At 59.8% G+C, this 19,432-nt stretch carries 15 protein-coding genes and 1 tRNA gene; 9 read left to right on the top strand and 7 right to left on the bottom strand.

From position 1 onward, the window contains the following. Positions 1–96 precede the first annotated feature (96 nt). A tRNA-Gly gene (locus M0412_RS00535) sits at positions 97–171 on the top strand. Positions 172–324: 153 nt separating this feature from the next. Here the strand turns inward: M0412_RS00535 and M0412_RS00530 are convergent. Next, positions 325–1,158 (bottom strand): aldo/keto reductase, encoded by an 834-nt coding sequence (locus M0412_RS00530; RefSeq protein ID WP_269703442.1) that lies wholly within the window; start codon positions 1,156–1,158, stop codon positions 325–327. Between the two features lie 66 nt (positions 1,159–1,224). Next, positions 1,225–2,406, bottom strand: coding sequence for an MFS transporter (locus M0412_RS00525; protein WP_046801533.1), 1,182 nt, complete (start codon positions 2,404–2,406; stop codon positions 1,225–1,227). A gap of 159 nt (positions 2,407–2,565) precedes the next feature. Here M0412_RS00525 and M0412_RS00520 point away from each other — a divergent pair, with 159 nt between their 5' ends. Continuing rightward, complete coding sequence (locus M0412_RS00520; RefSeq protein ID WP_142840571.1) at positions 2,566–3,465, top strand: LysR family transcriptional regulator; 900 nt, start codon at positions 2,566–2,568, stop codon at positions 3,463–3,465. Positions 3,466–3,474: 9 nt separating this feature from the next. Here M0412_RS00520 and M0412_RS00515 read toward each other — a convergent pair whose 3' ends face one another. Beyond that, on the bottom strand, positions 3,475–4,374 hold the full coding sequence (locus tag M0412_RS00515) for a LysR family transcriptional regulator (RefSeq protein ID WP_046801534.1): 900 nt from the start codon (positions 4,372–4,374) through the stop codon (positions 3,475–3,477). 135 nt (positions 4,375–4,509) lie between these two features. Here M0412_RS00515 and M0412_RS00510 point away from each other — a divergent pair, with 135 nt between their 5' ends. The 4 genes from M0412_RS00510 to M0412_RS00495 all read left to right on the top strand — a co-directional run bounded on the left by M0412_RS00510 (position 4,510) and on the right by M0412_RS00495 (position 10,367). Then, positions 4,510–5,307: an alpha/beta hydrolase fold domain-containing protein gene (locus M0412_RS00510; RefSeq protein WP_269703439.1), complete on the top strand. Its 798-nt coding sequence runs from the start codon at positions 4,510–4,512 to the stop codon at positions 5,305–5,307. Positions 5,308–5,360: 53 nt separating this feature from the next. Beyond that, positions 5,361–6,548 (top strand): efflux RND transporter periplasmic adaptor subunit, encoded by a 1,188-nt coding sequence (locus M0412_RS00505; protein ID WP_269703437.1) that lies wholly within the window; start codon positions 5,361–5,363, stop codon positions 6,546–6,548. A 129-nt stretch (positions 6,549–6,677) separates the two neighbouring features. Further along, positions 6,678–9,872: an efflux RND transporter permease subunit gene (locus M0412_RS00500; protein WP_127757677.1), complete on the top strand. Its 3,195-nt coding sequence runs from the start codon at positions 6,678–6,680 to the stop codon at positions 9,870–9,872. 291 nt (positions 9,873–10,163) lie between these two features. Next, positions 10,164–10,367 carry a hypothetical protein gene (locus M0412_RS00495; protein ID WP_269703434.1) on the top strand — a complete coding sequence of 68 codons (204 nt, stop codon included), beginning with the start codon at positions 10,164–10,166 and terminating at the stop codon, positions 10,365–10,367. Positions 10,368–10,416: 49 nt separating this feature from the next. Here the strand turns inward: M0412_RS00495 and M0412_RS00490 are convergent, their stop codons facing one another. After that, a complete protein-coding gene (locus tag M0412_RS00490; RefSeq protein ID WP_046801539.1) occupies positions 10,417–11,262 on the bottom strand; it encodes an endonuclease/exonuclease/phosphatase family protein in 846 nt (281 codons plus the stop codon). Positions 11,263–11,290: 28 nt separating this feature from the next. Next, positions 11,291–12,751, bottom strand: coding sequence for a phosphatidylserine/phosphatidylglycerophosphate/cardiolipin synthase family protein (locus tag M0412_RS00485; RefSeq protein ID WP_269703431.1), 1,461 nt, complete (start codon positions 12,749–12,751; stop codon positions 11,291–11,293). A 266-nt stretch (positions 12,752–13,017) separates the two neighbouring features. On the opposite strand from M0412_RS00485, the gene pdxY reads away from it, so the two are divergent. Both pdxY and M0412_RS00475 read left to right on the top strand, forming a co-directional pair. Then, on the top strand, positions 13,018–13,893 hold the full coding sequence (gene pdxY / locus M0412_RS00480) for a pyridoxal kinase PdxY (RefSeq protein ID WP_142840577.1): 876 nt from the start codon (positions 13,018–13,020) through the stop codon (positions 13,891–13,893). A 174-nt stretch (positions 13,894–14,067) separates the two neighbouring features. Next, a complete protein-coding gene (locus M0412_RS00475) occupies positions 14,068–14,709 on the top strand; it encodes a carbonic anhydrase (protein ID WP_035224474.1) in 642 nt (213 codons plus the stop codon). Positions 14,710–14,888: 179 nt separating this feature from the next. Here M0412_RS00475 and M0412_RS00470 read toward each other — a convergent pair whose 3' ends face one another. Together M0412_RS00470 and M0412_RS00465 are read right to left on the bottom strand one after the other, a co-directional pair. Continuing rightward, positions 14,889–15,704 (bottom strand): lytic transglycosylase domain-containing protein, encoded by an 816-nt coding sequence (locus M0412_RS00470; protein WP_142840578.1) that lies wholly within the window; start codon positions 15,702–15,704, stop codon positions 14,889–14,891. Positions 15,705–15,918: 214 nt separating this feature from the next. Further along, a complete protein-coding gene (locus M0412_RS00465; RefSeq protein WP_142840579.1) occupies positions 15,919–16,953 on the bottom strand; it encodes an aspartate-semialdehyde dehydrogenase in 1,035 nt (344 codons plus the stop codon). A gap of 510 nt (positions 16,954–17,463) precedes the next feature. On the opposite strand from M0412_RS00465, the gene M0412_RS00460 reads away from it, so the two are divergent. Continuing rightward, positions 17,464–19,347: an MFS transporter gene (locus M0412_RS00460; protein ID WP_161991268.1), complete on the top strand. Its 1,884-nt coding sequence runs from the start codon at positions 17,464–17,466 to the stop codon at positions 19,345–19,347. The last annotated feature ends 85 nt before the right edge of the window (positions 19,348–19,432 follow it).

The raw sequence follows: 19,432 nt of genomic DNA, 5'->3' as shown, positions 1-19,432 counted from the left end.
ACTATTGCATTCCAAAATCGATTGAGCGATATAGCACCCGTCGCCGAACTTCGGCGGTCCGCAGTCCAGCGAACTACCCCGGACGAGCGGTTTTGAGCGGGTGTAGCTCAGGGGTAGAGCACAACCTTGCCAAGGTTGGGGTCGAGGGTTCAAATCCCTTCGCCCGCTCCAGTTTTCCCGGATCGATAAGTAAAGATTTGCGTGGGTTGTTGTGCCGGGTGATCATTCTGGCAAGCCCGGATGCGTGACCAATTTCGGCCTTTGTGGCGGTTTCCCGCACATGCATGAAACCGGGAGAAGTTGCCCCCTCCCGGCCGTCACGATTCAGGCAGCTTCATCCCACACGGGCGCCAGCCCATCCGGTGAGACGATACGGCCATCCGGTTTGGCGAGAGCGTGGATCGCCGCCATTTCATCAGCCGACAGCGCAAAATCGAAAATCGCGAGGTTTTCATCAACGCGGGCTTCACTGACGGTTTTGGAGAGAGCAACAACGCCCTCCTGCTGTACCAGCCAGCGCAACACCACCTGCGCCACGGATTTACCCCGGCTTGCGGCGATATCCTTCAGCACCGGATCGGCAAAGACCTTACCGTCAGCCATGCCGTAATAACCGGTGACCGACATGCCCGCTTCTCTGGCAGCCGCCATCAGCGCGCCCTGACCGATATAAGGATGGTATTCGATCTGATTGGTGACGATCGGCGCATTGGAGAGCTTCACAGCTTCGGCCATCAGCACCGTATTGAAGTTGGAAACGCCGATATGGCGGACCTTGCCGGCCTGCCGGGCCTCATTCAGGGCGCCGATCTGCTCGGAGAGCGTCACCGCCTCGTTCGGCCAGTGCAGAAGCAGCAGATCGACATAATCGGTCTTCAGCTTTTTCAGGCTTTCATCAACGGAGGCGAGGAAGGCATCGTGCCGGTAATTCTCGACCCAGACCTTGGTGGTGAGGAAGATATCGCCCCGCGCCACTCCGGAGCCGGCGATGGCCTCACCCACTTCGGCCTCGTTGCCGTAAATCTGGGCGGTATCGATATGGCGGAAACCCGCTTTCAGCGCATGTGGAACGATGCGCAGGACATCCGGGCCGGGAATGCGGAAGGTGCCGAAGCCGAGCGCCGGAATGGAAGCGCCATTGGCGGTAACGTCAAACATATATTTTCTCCTGTGATATTGCCCGGCCAACCCGAGGGGAATGGCCAGGAATTGAGTGTAAAAAGCTCAAGCGGTTTTCAGCGTCAGTGCGGCGCGGCGATCAAGAGCGCTGCTCCAGAGGGTCAGCAGCAGGGCGACGGCGACGAGGATGGCGCCGACCCATGGGGTTGCGGCAAGACCCATCGGCGATTCCACCACCAGACCACCGAGCCATGCGCCGATGGCGATGCCGAGATTGAAGGCGGCGATGTTGAGCGCCGAGGCAACATCGACCGCGCCGGGGCGGTGCTCCTTGGCCAGTTGCACCACGTAAAGCTGCAGGCCGGGAACATTGGCGAAGGACAGGAAACCGAGCGCGGCAAGTGTGATGAGCGTCAGCACCGGCGAGACAGCCGTGAAGGAAAAGACGAGCAACACGATGGACTGCGCCAGGAAGAGGCCGATCAGCGCCTTGACAGGGTTATGGTTGGCGATCTTTCCGCCTCCGATATTGCCGGCGGCAATGGCGATGCCGTAAAGCACGAGGATCAGGCTGACGCTCTTTTCCGAAAAACCGGTTACGTCCTGCAGGATCGGCGCAAGGAAGGTGAAGGCGACGAAGGTGCCGCCGTAACCGAGCGCGGTCATGGCAAAAACGATGAGCAGACGGCCGGAACCGAGAACGCGGACCTGATCGAGCAGGCTGGCAGGCGGCGCCTTCTTGAGCGTGTTCGGCAGAAGGGCGGCAATGCCGAAGAAGGCGATGACGCCAAGCCCGGCAACGGCCCAGAAGGTCGCGCGCCAGCCGAACACCTGGCCGATATAGGTACCGAGCGGAACGCCGGTGACGATGGCGACCGTCAGACCCATGAACATCATGGCAATCGCCGAACCACGACGGTTTTCCGGCACGAGATCCGCGGCAATCGTTGCGCCGACCGAGAAGAACACGCCATGGGCAAAGGCGGCGATGACGCGGGCAACGAGCAACATCTCGTAGCTGGGAGAAAGCGCCGCGGCGCTGTTGCCGATGATGAACAGGGCCATCAGACCAAGCAGCAACGGCTTCCTTTCAATCTTTCCGGTCAGCGCCGTCAGGATCGGCGCACCGAAGGTGACGCCCAGCGCGTAAACGCTGACGATGAGGCCGGCAAGCGGCAGGGTAATGTTGAGATCATTTGCCACCGTCGGCAGAAGGCCGACGATGACGAACTCCGTGGTGCCGATCGCATAGGCCGCGATCGTCAGGGCAAATATGGCCAATGGCATGACGAATACCTCTTCGCCCAGCGGGATCGCGGGCGTTCTGGACAGCGGTGCTGTCCGGTTGGATCAAATCTATGGACGCAATATGGGCGAAGGGGACTTGCATGATAATCGGCAAGGTTGGATAAATACCTTTGAATTTATTTCACAGGTGGTACGGCGATGGACAATCGGGCCGGAGAAATGGAAGTCTTTGTGGCGGCGGCTGAACTCGGCAGTTTTTCCGCCGCAGGACGTCGGCTGAAGCTGTCGCCCTCGGCGGTGAGCAAGCTCGTCACCCGCATCGAAGACCGCCTTGGCACCCGTCTTCTGGCCCGCTCCACCCGTGTGGTAACGCTGACACCGGAGGGAGAGGTTTACCTTTCCCGGGCACGGCGCATTCTGGCCGACATAGCCGAGACGGAGCAGATCGTGGCGAGCGGCGGCAAGGTGATGCCGCGCGGCCTGCTGCGCGTCAACGCCACGCTGGGTTTCGGCGAACGTTATCTCCTGCCACTCGCGCCTGAGTTCCTGTCGCTATATCCTGACATCGAGCTGGATATTTCACTGACCGACGGCGTCATCAGCCTGATCGAGGAGCGCACTGATATCGCCATCCGCTCGGGCGCGATGGGCGATTCATCCCTGAAGGCGAGAAAGCTGAAAGAGGTGCGCCGGATCATCGTCGCCTCCCCCGCTTATATCGAAAAACACGGCATGCCGGAAAAACCGCAGGATCTGGCGCAGCACAATTGCTTCAGCTTCAACTTCAGCCGCAACCTCAATGAATGGCCGTTTCGTGATCCCGGCTCGGCGGAAGTCTACCGTCTTCCCGTCACCGGCAATGTCGCGGTCAATAGCGGCATGGCGATGCGAAGGCTATGCCTGACGGGGTTAGGGCTCGGAAGGGTCGGCGAGTTTCATATCGAACCGGATATCGAGGCGGGCCTGCTGGTGCCGGTGCTGGAAGATTATAATGCCGAAGAGATGGAAGTGATCCACGCGGTTTATGCCGGCCATGAGCACCTGGCCGCCCGCGTGCGCGCCTTCATTGATTTTGTCGCGGCAAGGGTCGGGCGGTGATTGACCACCTCAGACCATGCCGTGCACCAGCTTGGCGAGCCAGTCGACAAAAACCCGCACCTTGTTGGTAACGTGCCGGGTCTGCGGATAAACGACATAGATCGGCATGGCTTCGCGCTGCCATTCCGAAAGGACCGGCACCAATTCGCCGCGCGCCAGGTGATCTTTCACCATGAAGATCGGCAATTGCACGATGCCCATGCCCGCCAGCGCGGCATTGAGATAGGTGCGGCTGTCATTGACGGACACCACATAATTCGGCGTCAGCTCGACGCTGCGCACACCATTGTCGAAGGAGGCCGGCATGATCTGGCCGGTGGTGGCATTGAGATAACCCACCGAATAATGATCCTTCTCCAGATCCTCCGGTTCGCGCGGCATGCCGAAATTTTCGATGTAGGATGGCGAAGCGAATGTCTCGAACCTGAGTTCGCCCACTTTACGCGCAATCAGCGACTGATCGCGCAGCACGCCAACCCGGAGCGCACAGTCGACATTTTCGGCAATATAGTCGACCAGCCGGTCGCCGACGCCGAGATCGAGACGGATTTGCGGATAACGCTGGTAAAATTCGCAAAGATGTGGGATAACCACGAGGTCCGCAAAGACACCCGCCATTTCCACACGCAACCGGCCGGATGGCTGCACCTGCGCGCTGGACATGCTACCGTCCAGTTCTTCGATTTCCGACAAAATCTGTGAGGCTCGCTCATAATAGAGAGCGCCATCAGTCGTCAGCATCACCCGCCGCGTGGTGCGGTTGAGAAGCGTGGTCTGCAGATGCGCCTCCAGCGCCTGCACCATATTGGTAACCGTCGTTTTGGGCATGTTCAGCGCGGTGGCGGCGCGGCTGAAATTGCCGGTCTCGACGACGCGCGTGAAGACCCGCATGGCGGAAAGCTGATCCATCGAAGCTATTATCCGTTTTTTTGGAATAGTGTTTTCATTTTGACGTACTTGATCGTTTTCTCTCGAACAATAATATGAATTTCAGATTTTGCAAATATGGTGAACTGCCGATGGCGGTACACGGGACCGGATCAAATGAAGGCGCACTGGGAAAACATCGAATGCTGTGGGGGCCCCGCATCCCAGCTTTCCGTGCGCCGATATGAGAGCGCCGGCCTGTGCAGCCATCCGCCTGTGATCCTTTATCTGCGGGGTGGTTCGTTTCTGGAAAAGGGCGGCAATTGCCCGGAACTTCCGGTAGCGCGCGCCCTGGCGGAAAGCGGTGCCATCGTTGTCGAGGCTGATTATAGCAAGCCGTCCGGCAACGAGTTTCCGATGGTGATCGATTGCGCTTTCGAAGCGCTCGACCATCTGAGCCGGGACCGCAAACATTATGGCAGCGCGAAATCGCTGCTGTTCGTGGCCGGCGAAGAGGCAGGCGGCAATGTGGCGGCGGGACTTGCGCTTAAAGCCCGTGACCGCATGCCGGGCAAGCTCGCCGGGCAAATTCTTCTGTCGCCCATGATCGACCCGATGATGACGACGGAATCCTTTCGCGACGCGGACAGGATCGGCATGCGTGAGCGCTGGGCGGATGGCTGGAGCCATTATCTTGCCAAGGCCTGCGGGTTCTTCCACCCCTATGCCGCCCCCTGCCAGTGTACGCGGCTGAACCGGGTGGCGCCGGCGCTGATCTTTACCGCCGAGGACGACCCTCTGCGCGACGAAACGGTCGGTTATGCCGACAGGCTCATCGCCTCCGGAGTCAGCGTCCGACAGCATGTTTTCCCCTCCGGCGTCGGCTGGACGGGGCTTTATCAAGGAGAGGGCGGCGGATGGGTCTCATCCGTCTGTTCGGAGTTCAAGACCTTCGTTGACCAGTTGAGACACTGATACCGCATATTTTAAGACACTGACGGCTCCTGAACCGAGCCAAGGAGAACCCCATGACGCTGAACACAAAGCGCCGGGCCCTGACGGGCGCCGGCATCGGGCTAGCTATGTCCGTTGCAGCCGCAGCGCTGTTTTTCGACCTGCCCACCAGCCGCGATGCCACGGCAGCTTCCACGCCCGCCGAGACGCCGGCTATCCCGGTCACCGTCGCCAAGGTGGAGAGCCGCGACGTCATGCGCTGGGAAGAATTTTCCGGCCGTCTCGAAGCCGTTGATCGGGTGCAGATCCGCTCCCGTGTCGCTGGCCAGATCAAGGCCGTGCATTTCCGCGAAGGCGCGCTCGTGAAGGAAGGCGACCCCCTCTTCACCATCGATCCCGCCCCCTATCAGGCCGCCGTTGCCGGCGCTGAGGGCCAGGTCGCTTCCGCTGAAGCCAAGGTCAGCCTTGCGAAAACGGAACTCGACCGTGGCCGCCGGCTTTCCGACAATCGCACCATCTCCCAGAGCGATCTCGACCAGCGTCAAAGCTCGTTTGCGGATGCCGAAGCCCAGCTTCGCGCCGCCCGCGCCGCACTGACCACGGCGCAGCTCGATCTTGGTTACACCGAAATCCTCGCCCCGGTTTCCGGTCGTGTCGGCCGCATTGAAATCACCGCCGGCAACCTCGTCGCCGCCGGCTCCACATCGCCGGCGCTGACGACACTGGTATCGGTCAACCCGATCTATGCCAGCTTCAATGCCAGCGAAGGCGTGGTGGCCAAGGCCCTTGCCGAACTGCCGCAGACGGATGGCGCCCTGCCGGCTCTCGAACAGATCCCGGTGGAAATCGGCACGCTTTCGGATGAAGGCACGCCGATCAAGGGCACGCTGCACCTGATCGACAACCAGGTGGATTCGGCAAGCGGCACCATCGGTGTCCGCGCCGTCTTCGAAAATCCGGATGGCAGGCTCATTCCCGGTCAGTTCGTGCGGGTGCGCATGGGCGAACCGAAGCCGGAAAACCGCATCGTCATCAGCGACCGCGCCATCGGCACGGATCAGGACAAGCGCTTCGTCTTCATCGTCGATGCCGAAAACAAGGTAAGCTACCGCCAGATCAAGCCCGGTGCACCGGCTGATGGCCAGCGCATCATCGAAAGCGGCCTTGCCGCCGGTGATACGATCGTCGTCAATGGCCTGCAGCGCATTCGCCCCGGTGCCACCATCGCACCGCAGGCGGAAGACAAGGTTGCCTCGCAGTAACCCGTCTCTTTGATCAGTAAGCGTCCCGCCTCCCGCGAGACGCCCCTTCAGACAGAACCGGCCTTCACCGGCGGCAGGATTGCCGCCGGAACGGCCTTCGCATCCCAAAGACCCGGAGAGGGACTGGATATGAATATTTCCAGATTTTTTGTCGACCGGCCGGTATTCGCCGGCGTGTTGTCGATCCTGATTGTGGTGGCAGGCCTTCTTGGCATGCGCGCCCTGCCGATTTCGGAATATCCCGAAGTCGTTCCGCCATCCGTCGTCGTGCGCGCCACCTATCCCGGTGCGAACCCGACCGTTATCGCCGAAACCGTCGCGACACCGCTGGAAGAACAGATCAACGGCGTCGAGGACATGCTCTACATGGGCAGCCAGGCAACCTCTGACGGCGTGCTGACGCTGACCGTCACCTTCAAGCTCGGCACCGACCCTGATAAGGCGCAGCAGCTGGTGCAGAACCGCGTGTCACAGGCCGAACCGCGCCTGCCGGCGGAAGTCCGCGCACTCGGCATCACGACGGTCAAGAGCTCGCCCGACTTCATCATGGTCGTCAACCTCGTCTCGAAGACCGACGCCTATGACATCACCTATCTGCGCAACTATGCGACGCTGAACGTCAAGGATCGCCTTGCCCGTATCGAAGGTGTTGGCCAGGTGCAGGTCTTCGGCGCCGGTGACTATTCCATGCGCGTCTGGCTCGATCCGCAGAAGGTGGCAGAGCATGATCTGGCCGCCAGCGACGTCTCCGACGCCATCCGCCAGCAGAACGTGCAGGCCGCAGCCGGCGTCATCGGCGCTTCACCAAGCCCTAATGGTGTCGATCTGCAGCTCAACGTCAATGCGCAGGGCCGTCTGACGACGCCGGAGGAATTCGGCAACATCATCGTCAAGAGCGGCGCCAATGGTGAAATCACCCGCCTGCGTGACGTCGCCCGCATCGAACTCGGTGCAGCCGATTACACGCTGCGCTCGCTGCTCGACGGCGAACCCGCCGTGGCTGTCGCCGTGCTTCAGGCCCCCGGCTCCAACGCCATCGAAATCGCCGACAATGTCCGCGCCACGATGGACAATCTGCAGCTGGCAATGCCTGACGGTGTGAAATACGAGATCGTCTACGATACGACGAAATTCGTGCGCTCCTCCATCGAGAAGGTCGTTGACACACTCCTCGAGGCCGTTGGCCTCGTGGTGCTTGTCGTCATCCTGTTCCTGCAGACCTGGCGCGCTTCGATCATTCCGCTGATCGCCGTTCCGGTCTCGATCATCGGCACCTTCGCCGTCATGTATGCCTTCGGCTTCTCCATCAACGCCTTGACCCTGTTCGGCCTTGTGCTGGCCATCGGCATCGTGGTGGATGACGCGATCGTGGTCGTCGAAAACGTCGAGCGAAACATTGAAAACGGGCTCTCGCCGCGTGACGCCACCTACAAGGCCATGCGCGAAGTGTCCGGCCCGATCATCGCGATTGCGCTGGTTCTGGTCGCCGTCTTCGTGCCGCTCGCCTTCATCTCCGGCCTGTCCGGGCAGTTCTACCGGCAGTTCGCGTTGACGATCGCCATCTCCACCGTCATTTCGGCGATCAACTCGCTGACGCTGTCGCCCGCCCTTGCGGCCCTGCTGCTGAAGGAACACGGCGCGCCGAAAGACTGGCTGACCCGCTTCATGGACAAAATCCTCGGCTGGTTCTTCCGCGGCTTCAACCGTGCCTTCGGCGCCGCGTCGAATGGCTACGGCAAGACCGTCGGCGGGCTGGTGACGCGCAAGAGCCTTGTCATGATCGTCTATATGGCGCTGGTGGCCGCCACCTACGGCATGTTCACGACGGTGCCGAGCGGCTTCGTGCCGGCGCAGGACAAGCAATACCTGATCGGTTTTGCCCAGCTTCCCGATGGCGCAACGCTTGACCGCACGGAAAACGTCATCAAGCGCATGAGCGACATCGCCCTGGAAACCCCGGGTGTGAGCCACGCCATCGCCTTCCCCGGCCTGTCGATCAACGGCTTCACCATTGGCTCCAATTCCGGCATCGTCTTTGCGGTTCTCGACGACTTCGAGAAGCGCAAGACGCCGGAACTGTCAGGTAATGCCATCGCCATGCAGCTGAACCAGAAATATGCGGGCATTCAGGATGCCTTCATCGCCATGTTCCCGCCGCCGCCGGTCAACGGTCTCGGCCAGACGGGCGGCTTCAAGCTGCAGATCGAAGACCGCGCCGGCTACGGCTACCAGACGCTCGATGAAGCAACCAAAGCGGTGATCGGCAAGGCCTATCAGACGCCGGAGCTGGCGGGCATCTTCTCCAGCTACCAGATCAACGTGCCGCAGCTCTTCGCTGATCTCGACCGTGCCAAGGCCGAGCAGCTGGGTGTCTCCGTCAGCGACGTGTTCCAGACGCTGCAGATTTATCTCGGTTCGCTTTATGTCAACGACTTCAATGCCTTCGGACGGACATACAGCGTTCGGGTGCAGGCAGATTCGCAGTTCCGCGCCCATGCGGAAGATATCGGCCGCCTGAAGGTTCGCTCCGCAACCGGCCAGATGATCCCGCTTTCGACGCTGCTGAAGGTGGATGCGACGACAGGACCGGAGCGCACCAACCGTTATAACGGCTTCCTTGCGGCCGATATCAACGGTGGTCCGGCACCGGGCTTCTCATCCGGACAGGCACAGGCAGCCATGGAGAAAATCCTCGCTGAAACCCTGCCCGCGGGCGTGGACTATGAGTGGACGGACCTGACCTACCAGCAGATCCTCGCCGGCAATTCCAGCATCGTGGTTTTCCCGCTGGCGCTGCTGCTTGTCTATCTCGTGCTGGCTGCGCAATATGAAAGCCTCACTTTGCCGATCGCGATCATCCTGATCGTCCCGCTCGGTGTACTTGCGGCCCTCACAGGCGTCTGGCTGACAGGAGGGGACAACAACATCTTTACGCAGATCGGCCTTGTCGTCCTTGTGGGTCTTTCGGCGAAGAACGCGATCCTGATCGTGGAATTCGCCCGGGAGCTGGAATTTGAAGGACGAACGCCGCTTCAGGCGGCCATCGAGGCAAGCCGGCTTCGTCTTCGCCCGATCCTGATGACCTCGCTCGCCTTCATCATGGGCGTGGTGCCGCTGGTCATCTCCACCGGTGCGGGCGCTGAAATGCGCGCCGCCATGGGTGTGGCGGTGTTCTCCGGCATGATCGGCGTGACGTTCTTCGGCATCTTCATGACACCGGTTTTCTATGTGCTGGTGCGCAAGCTGGCGGGCAACCGCCCGCTCATCCAGCACAAGCAGGAAGAACCGGCCAATTCGGACTACAAGCTCGAAAAGGCCGGCTGAAACCTAACCTCCCATCCACCGCCACCTTCGACGCAAGCCCGCCGCGCATCATCAGATGCGCGGCGTTTTTTATGGACGAAAATGTCTATGCGGCTCCCCTGAAATTGAATCAGTTTCAAATGCTTAACTGGAATAACCACCTATATTGCGCCGCAATAGAACTGCCAAAAAGCAATATAGCTTCACAGAGTAACGAACCACCAAAGAAACAACGCTATTTTATGCTTTGAATTTTATGGTAACTTTCAAGAACTGGGTGATTCGGACTAAATGATTTAGTTCAGGGGCGACATGATGGAGCAGGACTACGAAAATTGGGCAACAACCGTTGCCTATTCGATAGTGATGCATGAGGGTCTTGATCTCGCGCTTGCCGCGCAAAATCTCGACCGGTGCAAGACCAGAAACAATCGAGAGCGACTGATGGAAGCCATTCGCAGGTCATTGCTGGAGGCGCGCTCGCGCAACCACATGGCGGCGACGCAGCGGCTTTAACCCGGCCCGGCCTGGGCCTCGGCCAGCGACGTGCCATGTCGTGGCGGGATCAGGCCTGAAGCAGATCGGTCCGGACCGCGGCTTTCAGCGGCAGGTGATCGGAAGCGACGCGCGCCAGCGCGCTGTCATGCGCCTCCACCTGCTCGACCAGACCTTCCCGATTGGCGATGATCCTGTCGAGCGCCAGCACCGGCAGGTTGGAGGGAAAACTCGGCACCGCCGGCGGCAATGCGCCGAAAGCGTCCCGAAACGTGTTGAGCGACGAGCCGTTGCCGAGGCGCCATTCGTTGAGGTCTCCCATGAGGACGGTCGCGCATTCGTTGCGCGCTTCCAGCAGCCCGATCAGCGCCTTCGCCTGCTGGGCGCGGGAATGGCGCAGCAGGCCGAAATGGGCGGCGATGACCCGCAGCGTGCCGCCGCTTTTCAGATCCAGCTCCACGACAAGCGCGCCGCGCGGCTCCAGCCCCGGCAGTTTCAGCGTATGCACGTCCCTGACGGCACCTTCCCTGAACAGCACGACATTGCCATGCCAGCCATGCGCCTTCACCCCTGCCTGCACCGGCACGGGAATGAGGCCGCTTTCCCGCTCCAGCCGGGCAAGATCGAGCAGGCCGGTGCGCTCACCAAAGCGACTGTCGGCCTCCTGAAGGGCAATGATATCAGCGCCGATTTCCTGAATGACGCGGCTGGTGCGATCAGGGTCAAACTTGCGATCGCGGCCGACACATTTATGCACATTGTAGGAAGCGATGACGGGGAAGGAATGATCTTTCGCCGCCTGCACCGCTTTCTGCCGCTGACGATGGTCGCGCAGCGACTGCATGACGAAGGCGGGCAAACTGCTATTTGCCGCCAGGGCCGTTTTTTCGCTGTTCAGCAAACCGTTTTTCTTCACGCGTCAATGTCTCCGCACATCCAAGGCTCTAAAGATAGGGCGAAGCGAGCCACAGGACACGCTCCACGAAACGAACAACGAATGGGCGCGCATTCAGTTCGCTGAGCCGCACCGGCAAGGCGGTCGCACGCGCATCCCGGATGCGCTCCCCGATCACCCCGGCAAACGCCTCATCCATAACTTCGAGATCGATCTCGAAGTTCAGTCGCAGCGAGCGTGGATCGAGATTGGAGGAGCCGATATAGGTCCAGCGCTCGTCGATCACCAGAAGCTTGGAATGATTGAAAGCCCCCGTCGCCCGCCAGATGCGGCAATAATTCTTCAGCATCTGGTCGAACTGCGCCGTCATCGCCCTGTCCACAAGCACCAGATTGTTGCTTTTGGGCACGATGATATCGACCACCACTCCCCGCCTTGCTGCGGTTATGAGTGCCGAAATAAGCTCCCGATCGGGGAGAAAATAGGGCGACATGATAAGAATGGAGGAACGGGCGACGGAAAACGCACCCATCAGCATCTTGTGACTGGTCTCGATGCTCTTATCCGGCCCCGAGGAGGAAACCCGGGCGACGATCTGCGAACCCGGCACCCCGTCGGGAATGGCAATATCCCAGACCGGGGTGTCCAGACGCTCTTTCGTGGTGAAACGCCAGTCCTCCGCCGCAATGGAGAAAAAATCCGAAACCACCGGCCCGGTAATCTTGAAATGGGTATCGTGCGACTGCTTCTCGCCACCGAATTCCAGCGTGAAACCCTCGCGGATATTCATGCCGCCGCTAAAGGCGATGCGTCCGTCCACCACCAGTATCTTGCGGTGGGTGCGCAGATTGGCATAGGGCAACCGCAGCCCCATGATGACATTGCCATTGAAGACATCGGCGATGATGCCCCTGTCCCGGAGCGTCGGCAGGATGCTGGGCACGGAATATCGCGCCCCCACCGCATCGATGAGCACCCTCACTTCCACGCCACGCAGTTTTGCCTGCTCGAGCGCCGAAACGAAGCGGGCGCCGATCCTGTCATTGTCGAAAATATATGTTTCGAGAATGATCGAGCGCTTCGCCTCCCCGATCGCCTCCAGCATGGCGGCATAGGCGACGTCACCCGTCACCAGCGGTTCGATGGTGTTGCCGGTCGTCAGCGCGTGGCGTGTCACCCGGTCACCCAGCGTCTTCATCGCTTCAAAACGACGGCCAAACCGCGTGGCAACCAGTTCTGCGTCCGCATCGAAACGCGCCACGCGATCCATGATCTCGTCCTGCATGAAGGACCGCTGCTGCGTGATGTTCGACCGACGAATGCGGTTGATGCCGGCAATGGCATAGATGACCGCGCCGACGATGGGCGACAGCACGATGACGCCAACCCAGCCCAGTGCGGAACGGACCTCCTCCTTCGTCATCGTGGCATGCACGGCCGCCACGGTTCCCATCAAAATGGAAAGGACGGCAAGGATATGAGGCCAATAGGCAATGACGAGATCGAGCATATTACAACTATAGGGCATCAGACCCAAAAGTGTAGCGTGCTTTTCGGAGGACCCGACACGCCAATAAAAGGCACCTCGCCTCCCGCAATGACGGGAAGGCAATCCGGCAGCGCAGGAAAGCCCGGCCCCGCCCTTCCTTTTGCGGGACAGACCCTTGCGGGATTAACGGTGGAAACCGGCCTTGCGATATGTCATGAGAGCGCATCTTGATCTCTAGGCAGGGGCACTTGCGCGCTTCTGCGACATTTGAAAGCAAGAAGGCCGTGATGCAGGAAAATACACAGGGCGCCGTCATCGTCATTTCCAGCCACGTCATGCGTGGATCGGTCGGCAATCGCGCCGCGGTCTTCGCGCTGGAAACCCTTGGTTATCCGGTATGGGCAGTGCCCACCATCGTCATGCCCTGGCATCCCGGCCATGGCCCGTCCACGCGGATGCGCTTTCAGGACGATGACTTCGACAAGGCCATGACCGACCTTGAGAACGCCAAATGGGTCGGCGAGGTCAAGGCTGTACTGACCGGTTATTTCGGAAGCGCGTCACAGGTGCGCTCCGTCGCAAGGCTGATCCGCAATCTGAAGGAAAAGAACCCGGGGCTTATTTATGCCTGCGATCCGGTCATGGGCGATCTGGGCGGGCTTTACATTCCCCTTGAGACCGCCGAAGCCATCCGCGACCACCTCATTCCCCTTGCGACCGTCGCGACACCGAACCGCTACGAACTGGCGTGGATGAGCGGCGCCGAGCTTGAAACCAACAACGCCATCATGGATGCGGCGCTCGCACTCGGCCCGCCGAAAATGCTGGTCACCTCGGCCGTGCCGATGATGGCGGGCGGTACCGGCAATCTTTACCTCAGCGGCCGGCACGCCCTTCTGGCCGAACACCGCGCCATCGAGAATGCGCCGAACGGACTTGGCGACCTGATGTCGGCGCTGTTCCTCGCCCGCCTGCTGGAAGGCCTGGATGATGAAAAGGCGCTGCAACTGGCCACCGCCAGCGTGTTCGAAATTCTGGCGCGCACGAAAAAACGCGAGATGAACGAGCTGACGCTGGAGACCGATTCTTCAAGTCTTTCCACACCCATGGCCATGGTGCAGATGCGTCATCTCTTGCATCCTTCACGCAGCAAGCGCAAATAGCGGCTAGAGCATTTCCAGGAAAAGCGGCCCTCGGTTTTCCATCCGGAAATGCGGCAACAGGAAGTTGGAGCGGTTTCGCGGTTCGAAGAAAAGCGAAAATGCTCTAAAGGATTGGTCTTCAACGCGCCAGGTTCGCCCCGTGATCTTGGTCCAAGCATAACGGTACTGCGATAGATGAAAGATTTTCCGGAAACTCTTCTGAACGGCTACAAGAACTTCATGAGCGGCCGCTATGTCGATGAGCGCGAAAGATATCGCGTTCTGGCCGATACCGGACAGAAACCGCAGACCCTGTTCATTGCCTGTTGTGACTCCCGTTCAGCGCCGGAAACCATTTTCGATTGCGGACCGGGAGAGCTTTTCGTCGTCCGCAACGTTGCCAACATGGTGCCGCCTTTCGAGCCGGACGGGCAATACCACGCCACGTCGGCGGCCATCGAATATGCCGTGCAGGTTCTGAAGGTGAAAGACATCGTCGTCATGGGCCACGGCCGCTGTGGCGGCATTCAGGCGGCCCTCGACCCCAATCTCGAGCCGCTGTCACCCGGTGACTTCATCGGCAAATGGATGAACATGGTCAAATCTGCGGCCGAACAAATCCAGAGCAACGACGTCATGACCGCCTCCGAGCGCCAGACCGCGCTGGAACGCGTCTCCATCCGTAACTCCATCGCCAATCTGCGCGGTTTCCCCTTCGTCAAGGCGCAGGAGACCGCCGGCAAGGTCAAGCTGCACGGCGCGTGGTTCGATATTTCGACCGGCGAATTGTGGGTGATGGACGGCAAAACGGGCGACTTTCGCCGCCCGGATCTGTGATTTAGACGCGTAGTCGCCGCCAATAATATTCAACTTCGTCACCCCGGACTTGGTCCGGGGTCCAGTGCGATCAAGTCTTTGATCGCGTAAGGATCTTTCACGGCGCAGACGCGCCGTGGCTGGATGCCGGATCTAGTCCGGCATGACGAAAATGGGCCTTTAGTCCTTGGAAAGCGACCTTATTGGCCGTCGATCGCCTTGCCGATGAAGGCGATGGCCTGCTGATAGACGCTTGCGGCGTTCCAGCCCTGGATAGCGGCATAATTCGCCTGCCCCTGCTGGTAACCCGCACCACGCTGCCAGCCATGGCCGACGAGGAAGTTGGCCGTAGAGGCCAGCGCATCGGCACGCGAACCGACGAGATCGACCCGTCCATCGCGGTCGAAATCCACACCGTAGCGCACGACATTCAATGGCAGGAACTGCGTCTGGCCGATTTCACCATGGGCAGCACCCTTGGCGTTGACGTTGAGCGAGCCGCTGCCGACGAGCTTCAGCGCCGCATAAAGCTGCTCGGTGAAATAATCCGAACGGCGGCAGTCGAAGGAGAGCGTTGCAACGGCGGAAAGCGTGTGCTGGTTACCCATGAAGCCGCCAAAGCCGGTTTCCATGCCCCAGATAGCCAGAAGCGGGCCGGCAGGAACGCCGTAAGCTCTCTCGATCGAAGCAAAGAGAGAGGCGTTGTTCTTCTTCATGGTCTTGCCGCGCGAAATGATCGTCTGACCGCCGCGCTTTTGCATGAACTGTTCGAAGGACAGCTTGAAGCTGTGCTGGCCGCGATCGGCGCGGATGGTCGCCTGATTGTAGGAGACGCCGGAGAAGGCACGGTCGAGCACCGAAGCGCTGACGCCGCGGCCCGCCGCTTCCTGCTTGAAGGCGCCGACCCAGGCATCGAAGCCTGCCGAAGTGTTGCCGCATTGCGCAGCCATAACCGGCGTCGCTGCCAAAACCGAGACCATGGCCACACCAGCCAGAATTGCCTTCATTGCCCGCATCAAAATCTGCCTTCGATATCCTTTGGGGAATTCATCCCGAGAACCAACACGTCGCCGTTGTAGGGGTTCGGGTGCCAAATTGTCTTTTGGCGGCTTAAATTGCCTTTCGGCAGCAAGGCCTGCAAATAAACTGGCCGTGATCGTCACCAATGGAAAACCCGTCTGCCCCACACAGAACAGACGGGTTATACTTAACGAACCTTAAAAAATCGTATCACGCAGCCGCCTTGCGGGGCTTGATGAGACCACGATTGACCAGGAGTTCGGCGATCTGGATGGCGTTAAGGGCAGCACCCTTGCGCAGATTGTCCGAGACGACCCAGATGTTGAGGCCGTTTTCAACCGTTGCATCTTCACGGATACGCGAAATATAGGTCGCATCTTCACCGGCGGATTCAACCGGCGTGATGTAGCCGCCATTTTCATGCTTGTCGATGACGAGGCAACCCGGCGCTTCGCGCAGGATGTCACGCGCCTGATCGGCGGTGATCTCGTTTTCGAATTCGATATTGACCGATTCCGAATGGCCGATGAAGACAGGAACGCGCACGGCCGTGCAGGTTACCTTGATCTTCGGGTCTAGCATCTTCTTGGTTTCGGCCAGAACCTTCCACTCTTCCTTGGTGTAACCGTCTTCCATGAAGACGTCGATATGCGGAATGACGTTGAAGGCGATGCGCTTGGTGAACTTCTTGGTTTCAACCGGATCGGCGACGAACACGGCGCGGGTCTGCTGGAACAGCTCGTCCATGCCTTCCTTGCCGGCACCGGAAACCGACTGGTAGGTGGAAACGACGACGCGCTTGATCTTTGCGAAGTCATGCAGCGGCTTCAGCGCGACGACGAGCTGGGCCGTGGAGCAATTCGGGTTGGCGATGATGTTCTTGCGCGAAAAGCCCTCGACCGCGTCGGCATTGACTTCCGGAACGATCAGCGGAACGTCCTGATCGTAGCGCCATGCAGACGAGTTATCGATGACGACGCAACCCTGCTGGCCGATCTTCGGCGACCACTTCTTGGACACATCGCCGCCAGCCGACATCAGGCAAATATCCGTGTCGGAAAAATCGTAATTCTCGAGGTTGGAAACCTTCAGCGTGCGATCGCCATAGGAGACTTCCGTGCCCTGCGAACGGGCGGAAGCGAGCGGCACGATCTCATCGGCCGGAAAGCCGCGTTCGGCGAGGATATTGAGCATTTCGCGACCGACGTTGCCGGTGGCGCCTGCAATTGCAACTTTGAAACCCATGATCAAGCTCTCTTTCTGTCTCTCCTCTTTTGGGTGAGGTGGGGAAACCGCATCGCATCGCGGCTTCCTCGATCCCCAGCCAAACCGGGGAGAGAGCGGCGGGCCAGAGACGTCAGACGGTTTTAATCGTCGTTTTGGCCGTAATTCGGATGGAATAAGAAAGACGCGGATCATCGCCGGCGGATTGTGCCGGTCCTTCCATGACAATCATGTCTGCAACATGCCTGCGCAAGGTGATGCTCCTTCTTCGCGAGAAGCTATTAGAAGGTTTCTTGTTTGTGTCAAGAAAAAAGGCATGTTTCGGTCCGTCCGCTCCCGGCAGGCAAAAACCGCTCTGCGACATTTTTGCACGTTATACATTAGACTAAAGTCATAATCCGAAAGCATCGCTCTTATTGGGGTTAATTTTCTGTCACTCTGATGTCATGCGCATTGCAACCGAAAGGGGAGCCCGGAGGAGAGAGACGGGCTCCGCACTGCGCCGATTGGGACATCTGTGGAGGACAGACAATGGCAAATGTTGCAGCCGTGAGCAGCCCCGCCCGTCCAATGACGGGCGAGGAGAAGAAGGTGATTTTCGCCTCTTCTCTCGGAACGGTTTTCGAATGGTACGATTTCTATCTATACGGCTCGCTCGCGATCTATATCGGCGCGAACTTCTTCAGCCAATATCCGGAAACGACGCGCAACATCTTTGCGCTTCTGGCCTTTGCCGCCGGCTTCCTCGTGCGCCCGTTCGGCGCGCTGGTGTTTGGACGCCTCGGCGATATCGTCGGCCGTAAATACACCTTCCTCATCACCATTCTCATCATGGGTGTTTCCACCTTCCTCGTCGGTGTCCTGCCCAGTGCATCACAGATCGGTATCGCCGCTCCGATCATCCTGATCATCCTGCGCATGCTGCAGGGTCTGGCGCTCGGCGGTGAATATGGCGGTGCCGCAACTTATGTGGCCGAACACGCGCCGAACGGCCGCAGAGGCTATTACACCTCGTGGATTCAGACGACGGCGACGCTCGGCCTGTTCCTGTCGCTGGTTGTCATTCTCGGCGTGCAGTTCGCGCTCGGCAAGGAAGCCTTCGCCGCCTGGGGCTGGCGCATTCCCTTCCTCGTTTCGGTTCTGCTGCTCGGCGTATCGGTCTGGATTCGTCTGAAGATGAATGAATCCCCCGCCTTCAAGAAGATGAAGGAAGAGGGCAAGACCTCCAAGGCACCGCTCAGCGAAGCCTTCGGCCAGTGGAAAAACGCCAAGATCGCCCTGCTTGCCCTCGTCGGCGCCGTCATCGGTCAGGCCGTCGTCTGGTACACCGGCCAGTTCTACGCGCTGTTCTTCCTGCAGAGCATTCTGAAGGTGGACGGTCAGTCAGCCAATATCATGGTTGCAGCAGCCCTCATTCTCGGCACGGGTTTCTTCGTGCTCTTTGGCTGGCTTTCCGACAAGATCGGCCGCAAGCCGATCATCATGGCTGGCCTCGTTCTTGCAATGCTGACTTACTTCCCGCTGTTTAAAGCGCTCACCTGGGCGGGCAATCCGGCACTTGCGCAAGCACAGTCCACCGTTCGCGCCACCGTGACCGCCGCCCCCGGCGACTGCAAATTCCAGTTCAACCCGACAGGCACGGCGAAATTCACCACATCCTGCGATATCGCCACCTCGTTCCTGACCCGCAACTCCGTTCCCTATGACGTGGTTGCCGGAACGGCCGGCCAGCCGGCGAGCGTCAAGCTCGGCGACGCCACCATCGCCAGCTACGACGCGATCGCAGCCGGTGCGGATGCGGCGGCCAAGGACAAGGCCTTCCAGAAGCAGGTCAACATCGCACTGCATGACAGCGGTTATCCGCTGGTGCGCGGCGCAGCGCAGGTTCCGGACGCAAAACTGGACGCCTTCATCGCCGCAAACCCGGAACTCAGCCTCAATGCTGAAGCCGTTCGCGCCACCGACAAGAAGATGGTGGCAACCGACAAGCTGGTGGCGGACAAGCTGCTGACACCGGCCGAGACCGGTGGTGCGGCGGAAATGGCCGTCTACACCATTGCTGGCGGCGGCGCTTTCACCATGGTGGCCGATCCGGCAGCCGTGAACTGGGTCGTCATCATTGCGGTCCTTACCGTCCTCGTCATCTATGTGACGATGGTCTATGGCCCGATCGCGGCGCTTCTGGTCGAACTGTTTCCGACCCGCATCCGCTACTCCGGCATGTCGCTGCCCTATCACATCGGCAACGGCTGGTTCGGTGGTCTTCTGCCCGCCACCGCCTTTGCGATGAGCGCGGCGAAGGGCGACATCTATTACGGTCTCTGGTACCCGATCGTCTTTGCAGGCATCACGCTGGTCATCGGCCTGCTGTTCCTGCCGGAAACCAAGGATCGCGACATCCACACAATGGATTGATCACCATCCTGATCGACACTTTCGGAACCCGGTGCGCAGGCACCGGGTTTTTTTATTGCGTGGCAAGCCGGCATATCGAAAGAGC

Source organism: Agrobacterium sp. O3.4, from assembly GCF_041414895.1.
GTDB classification, from domain to species: domain Bacteria; phylum Pseudomonadota; class Alphaproteobacteria; order Rhizobiales; family Rhizobiaceae; genus Agrobacterium; species Agrobacterium cucumeris.
Note: the sequence above shows the minus strand (reverse complement) of the source record. Positions and strands in the feature narration are given on the sequence as shown.

Bases quoted from the DNA above. Each gene is read 5' to 3' on its own strand.
- M0412_RS00515 (WP_046801534.1), bottom strand. From the start codon at position 4,374: ATGGATCAGCTTTCCGCCATGCGGGTCTTCACGCGCGTCGTCGAGACC.
- M0412_RS00510 (WP_269703439.1), top strand. From the start codon at position 4,510: ATGAAGGCGCACTGGGAAAACATCGAATGCTGTGGGGGCCCCGCATCC.
- M0412_RS00505 (WP_269703437.1), top strand. From the start codon at position 5,361: ATGACGCTGAACACAAAGCGCCGGGCCCTGACGGGCGCCGGCATCGGG.
- M0412_RS00530 (WP_269703442.1), bottom strand. From the start codon at position 1,158: ATGTTTGACGTTACCGCCAATGGCGCTTCCATTCCGGCGCTCGGCTTC.
- M0412_RS00485 (WP_269703431.1), bottom strand. From the start codon at position 12,751: ATGCTCGATCTCGTCATTGCCTATTGGCCTCATATCCTTGCCGTCCTT.
- M0412_RS00470 (WP_142840578.1), bottom strand. From the start codon at position 15,704: ATGCGGGCAATGAAGGCAATTCTGGCTGGTGTGGCCATGGTCTCGGTT.
- M0412_RS00495 (WP_269703434.1), top strand. From the start codon at position 10,164: ATGATGGAGCAGGACTACGAAAATTGGGCAACAACCGTTGCCTATTCG.
- M0412_RS00520 (WP_142840571.1), top strand. From the start codon at position 2,566: ATGGACAATCGGGCCGGAGAAATGGAAGTCTTTGTGGCGGCGGCTGAA.
- M0412_RS00500 (WP_127757677.1), top strand. From the start codon at position 6,678: ATGAATATTTCCAGATTTTTTGTCGACCGGCCGGTATTCGCCGGCGTG.
- M0412_RS00525 (WP_046801533.1), bottom strand. From the start codon at position 2,406: ATGCCATTGGCCATATTTGCCCTGACGATCGCGGCCTATGCGATCGGC.
- M0412_RS00465 (WP_142840579.1), bottom strand. From the start codon at position 16,953: ATGGGTTTCAAAGTTGCAATTGCAGGCGCCACCGGCAACGTCGGTCGC.
- M0412_RS00460 (WP_161991268.1), top strand. From the start codon at position 17,464: ATGGCAAATGTTGCAGCCGTGAGCAGCCCCGCCCGTCCAATGACGGGC.
- M0412_RS00475 (WP_035224474.1), top strand. From the start codon at position 14,068: ATGAAAGATTTTCCGGAAACTCTTCTGAACGGCTACAAGAACTTCATG.
- pdxY (WP_142840577.1), top strand. From the start codon at position 13,018: ATGCAGGAAAATACACAGGGCGCCGTCATCGTCATTTCCAGCCACGTC.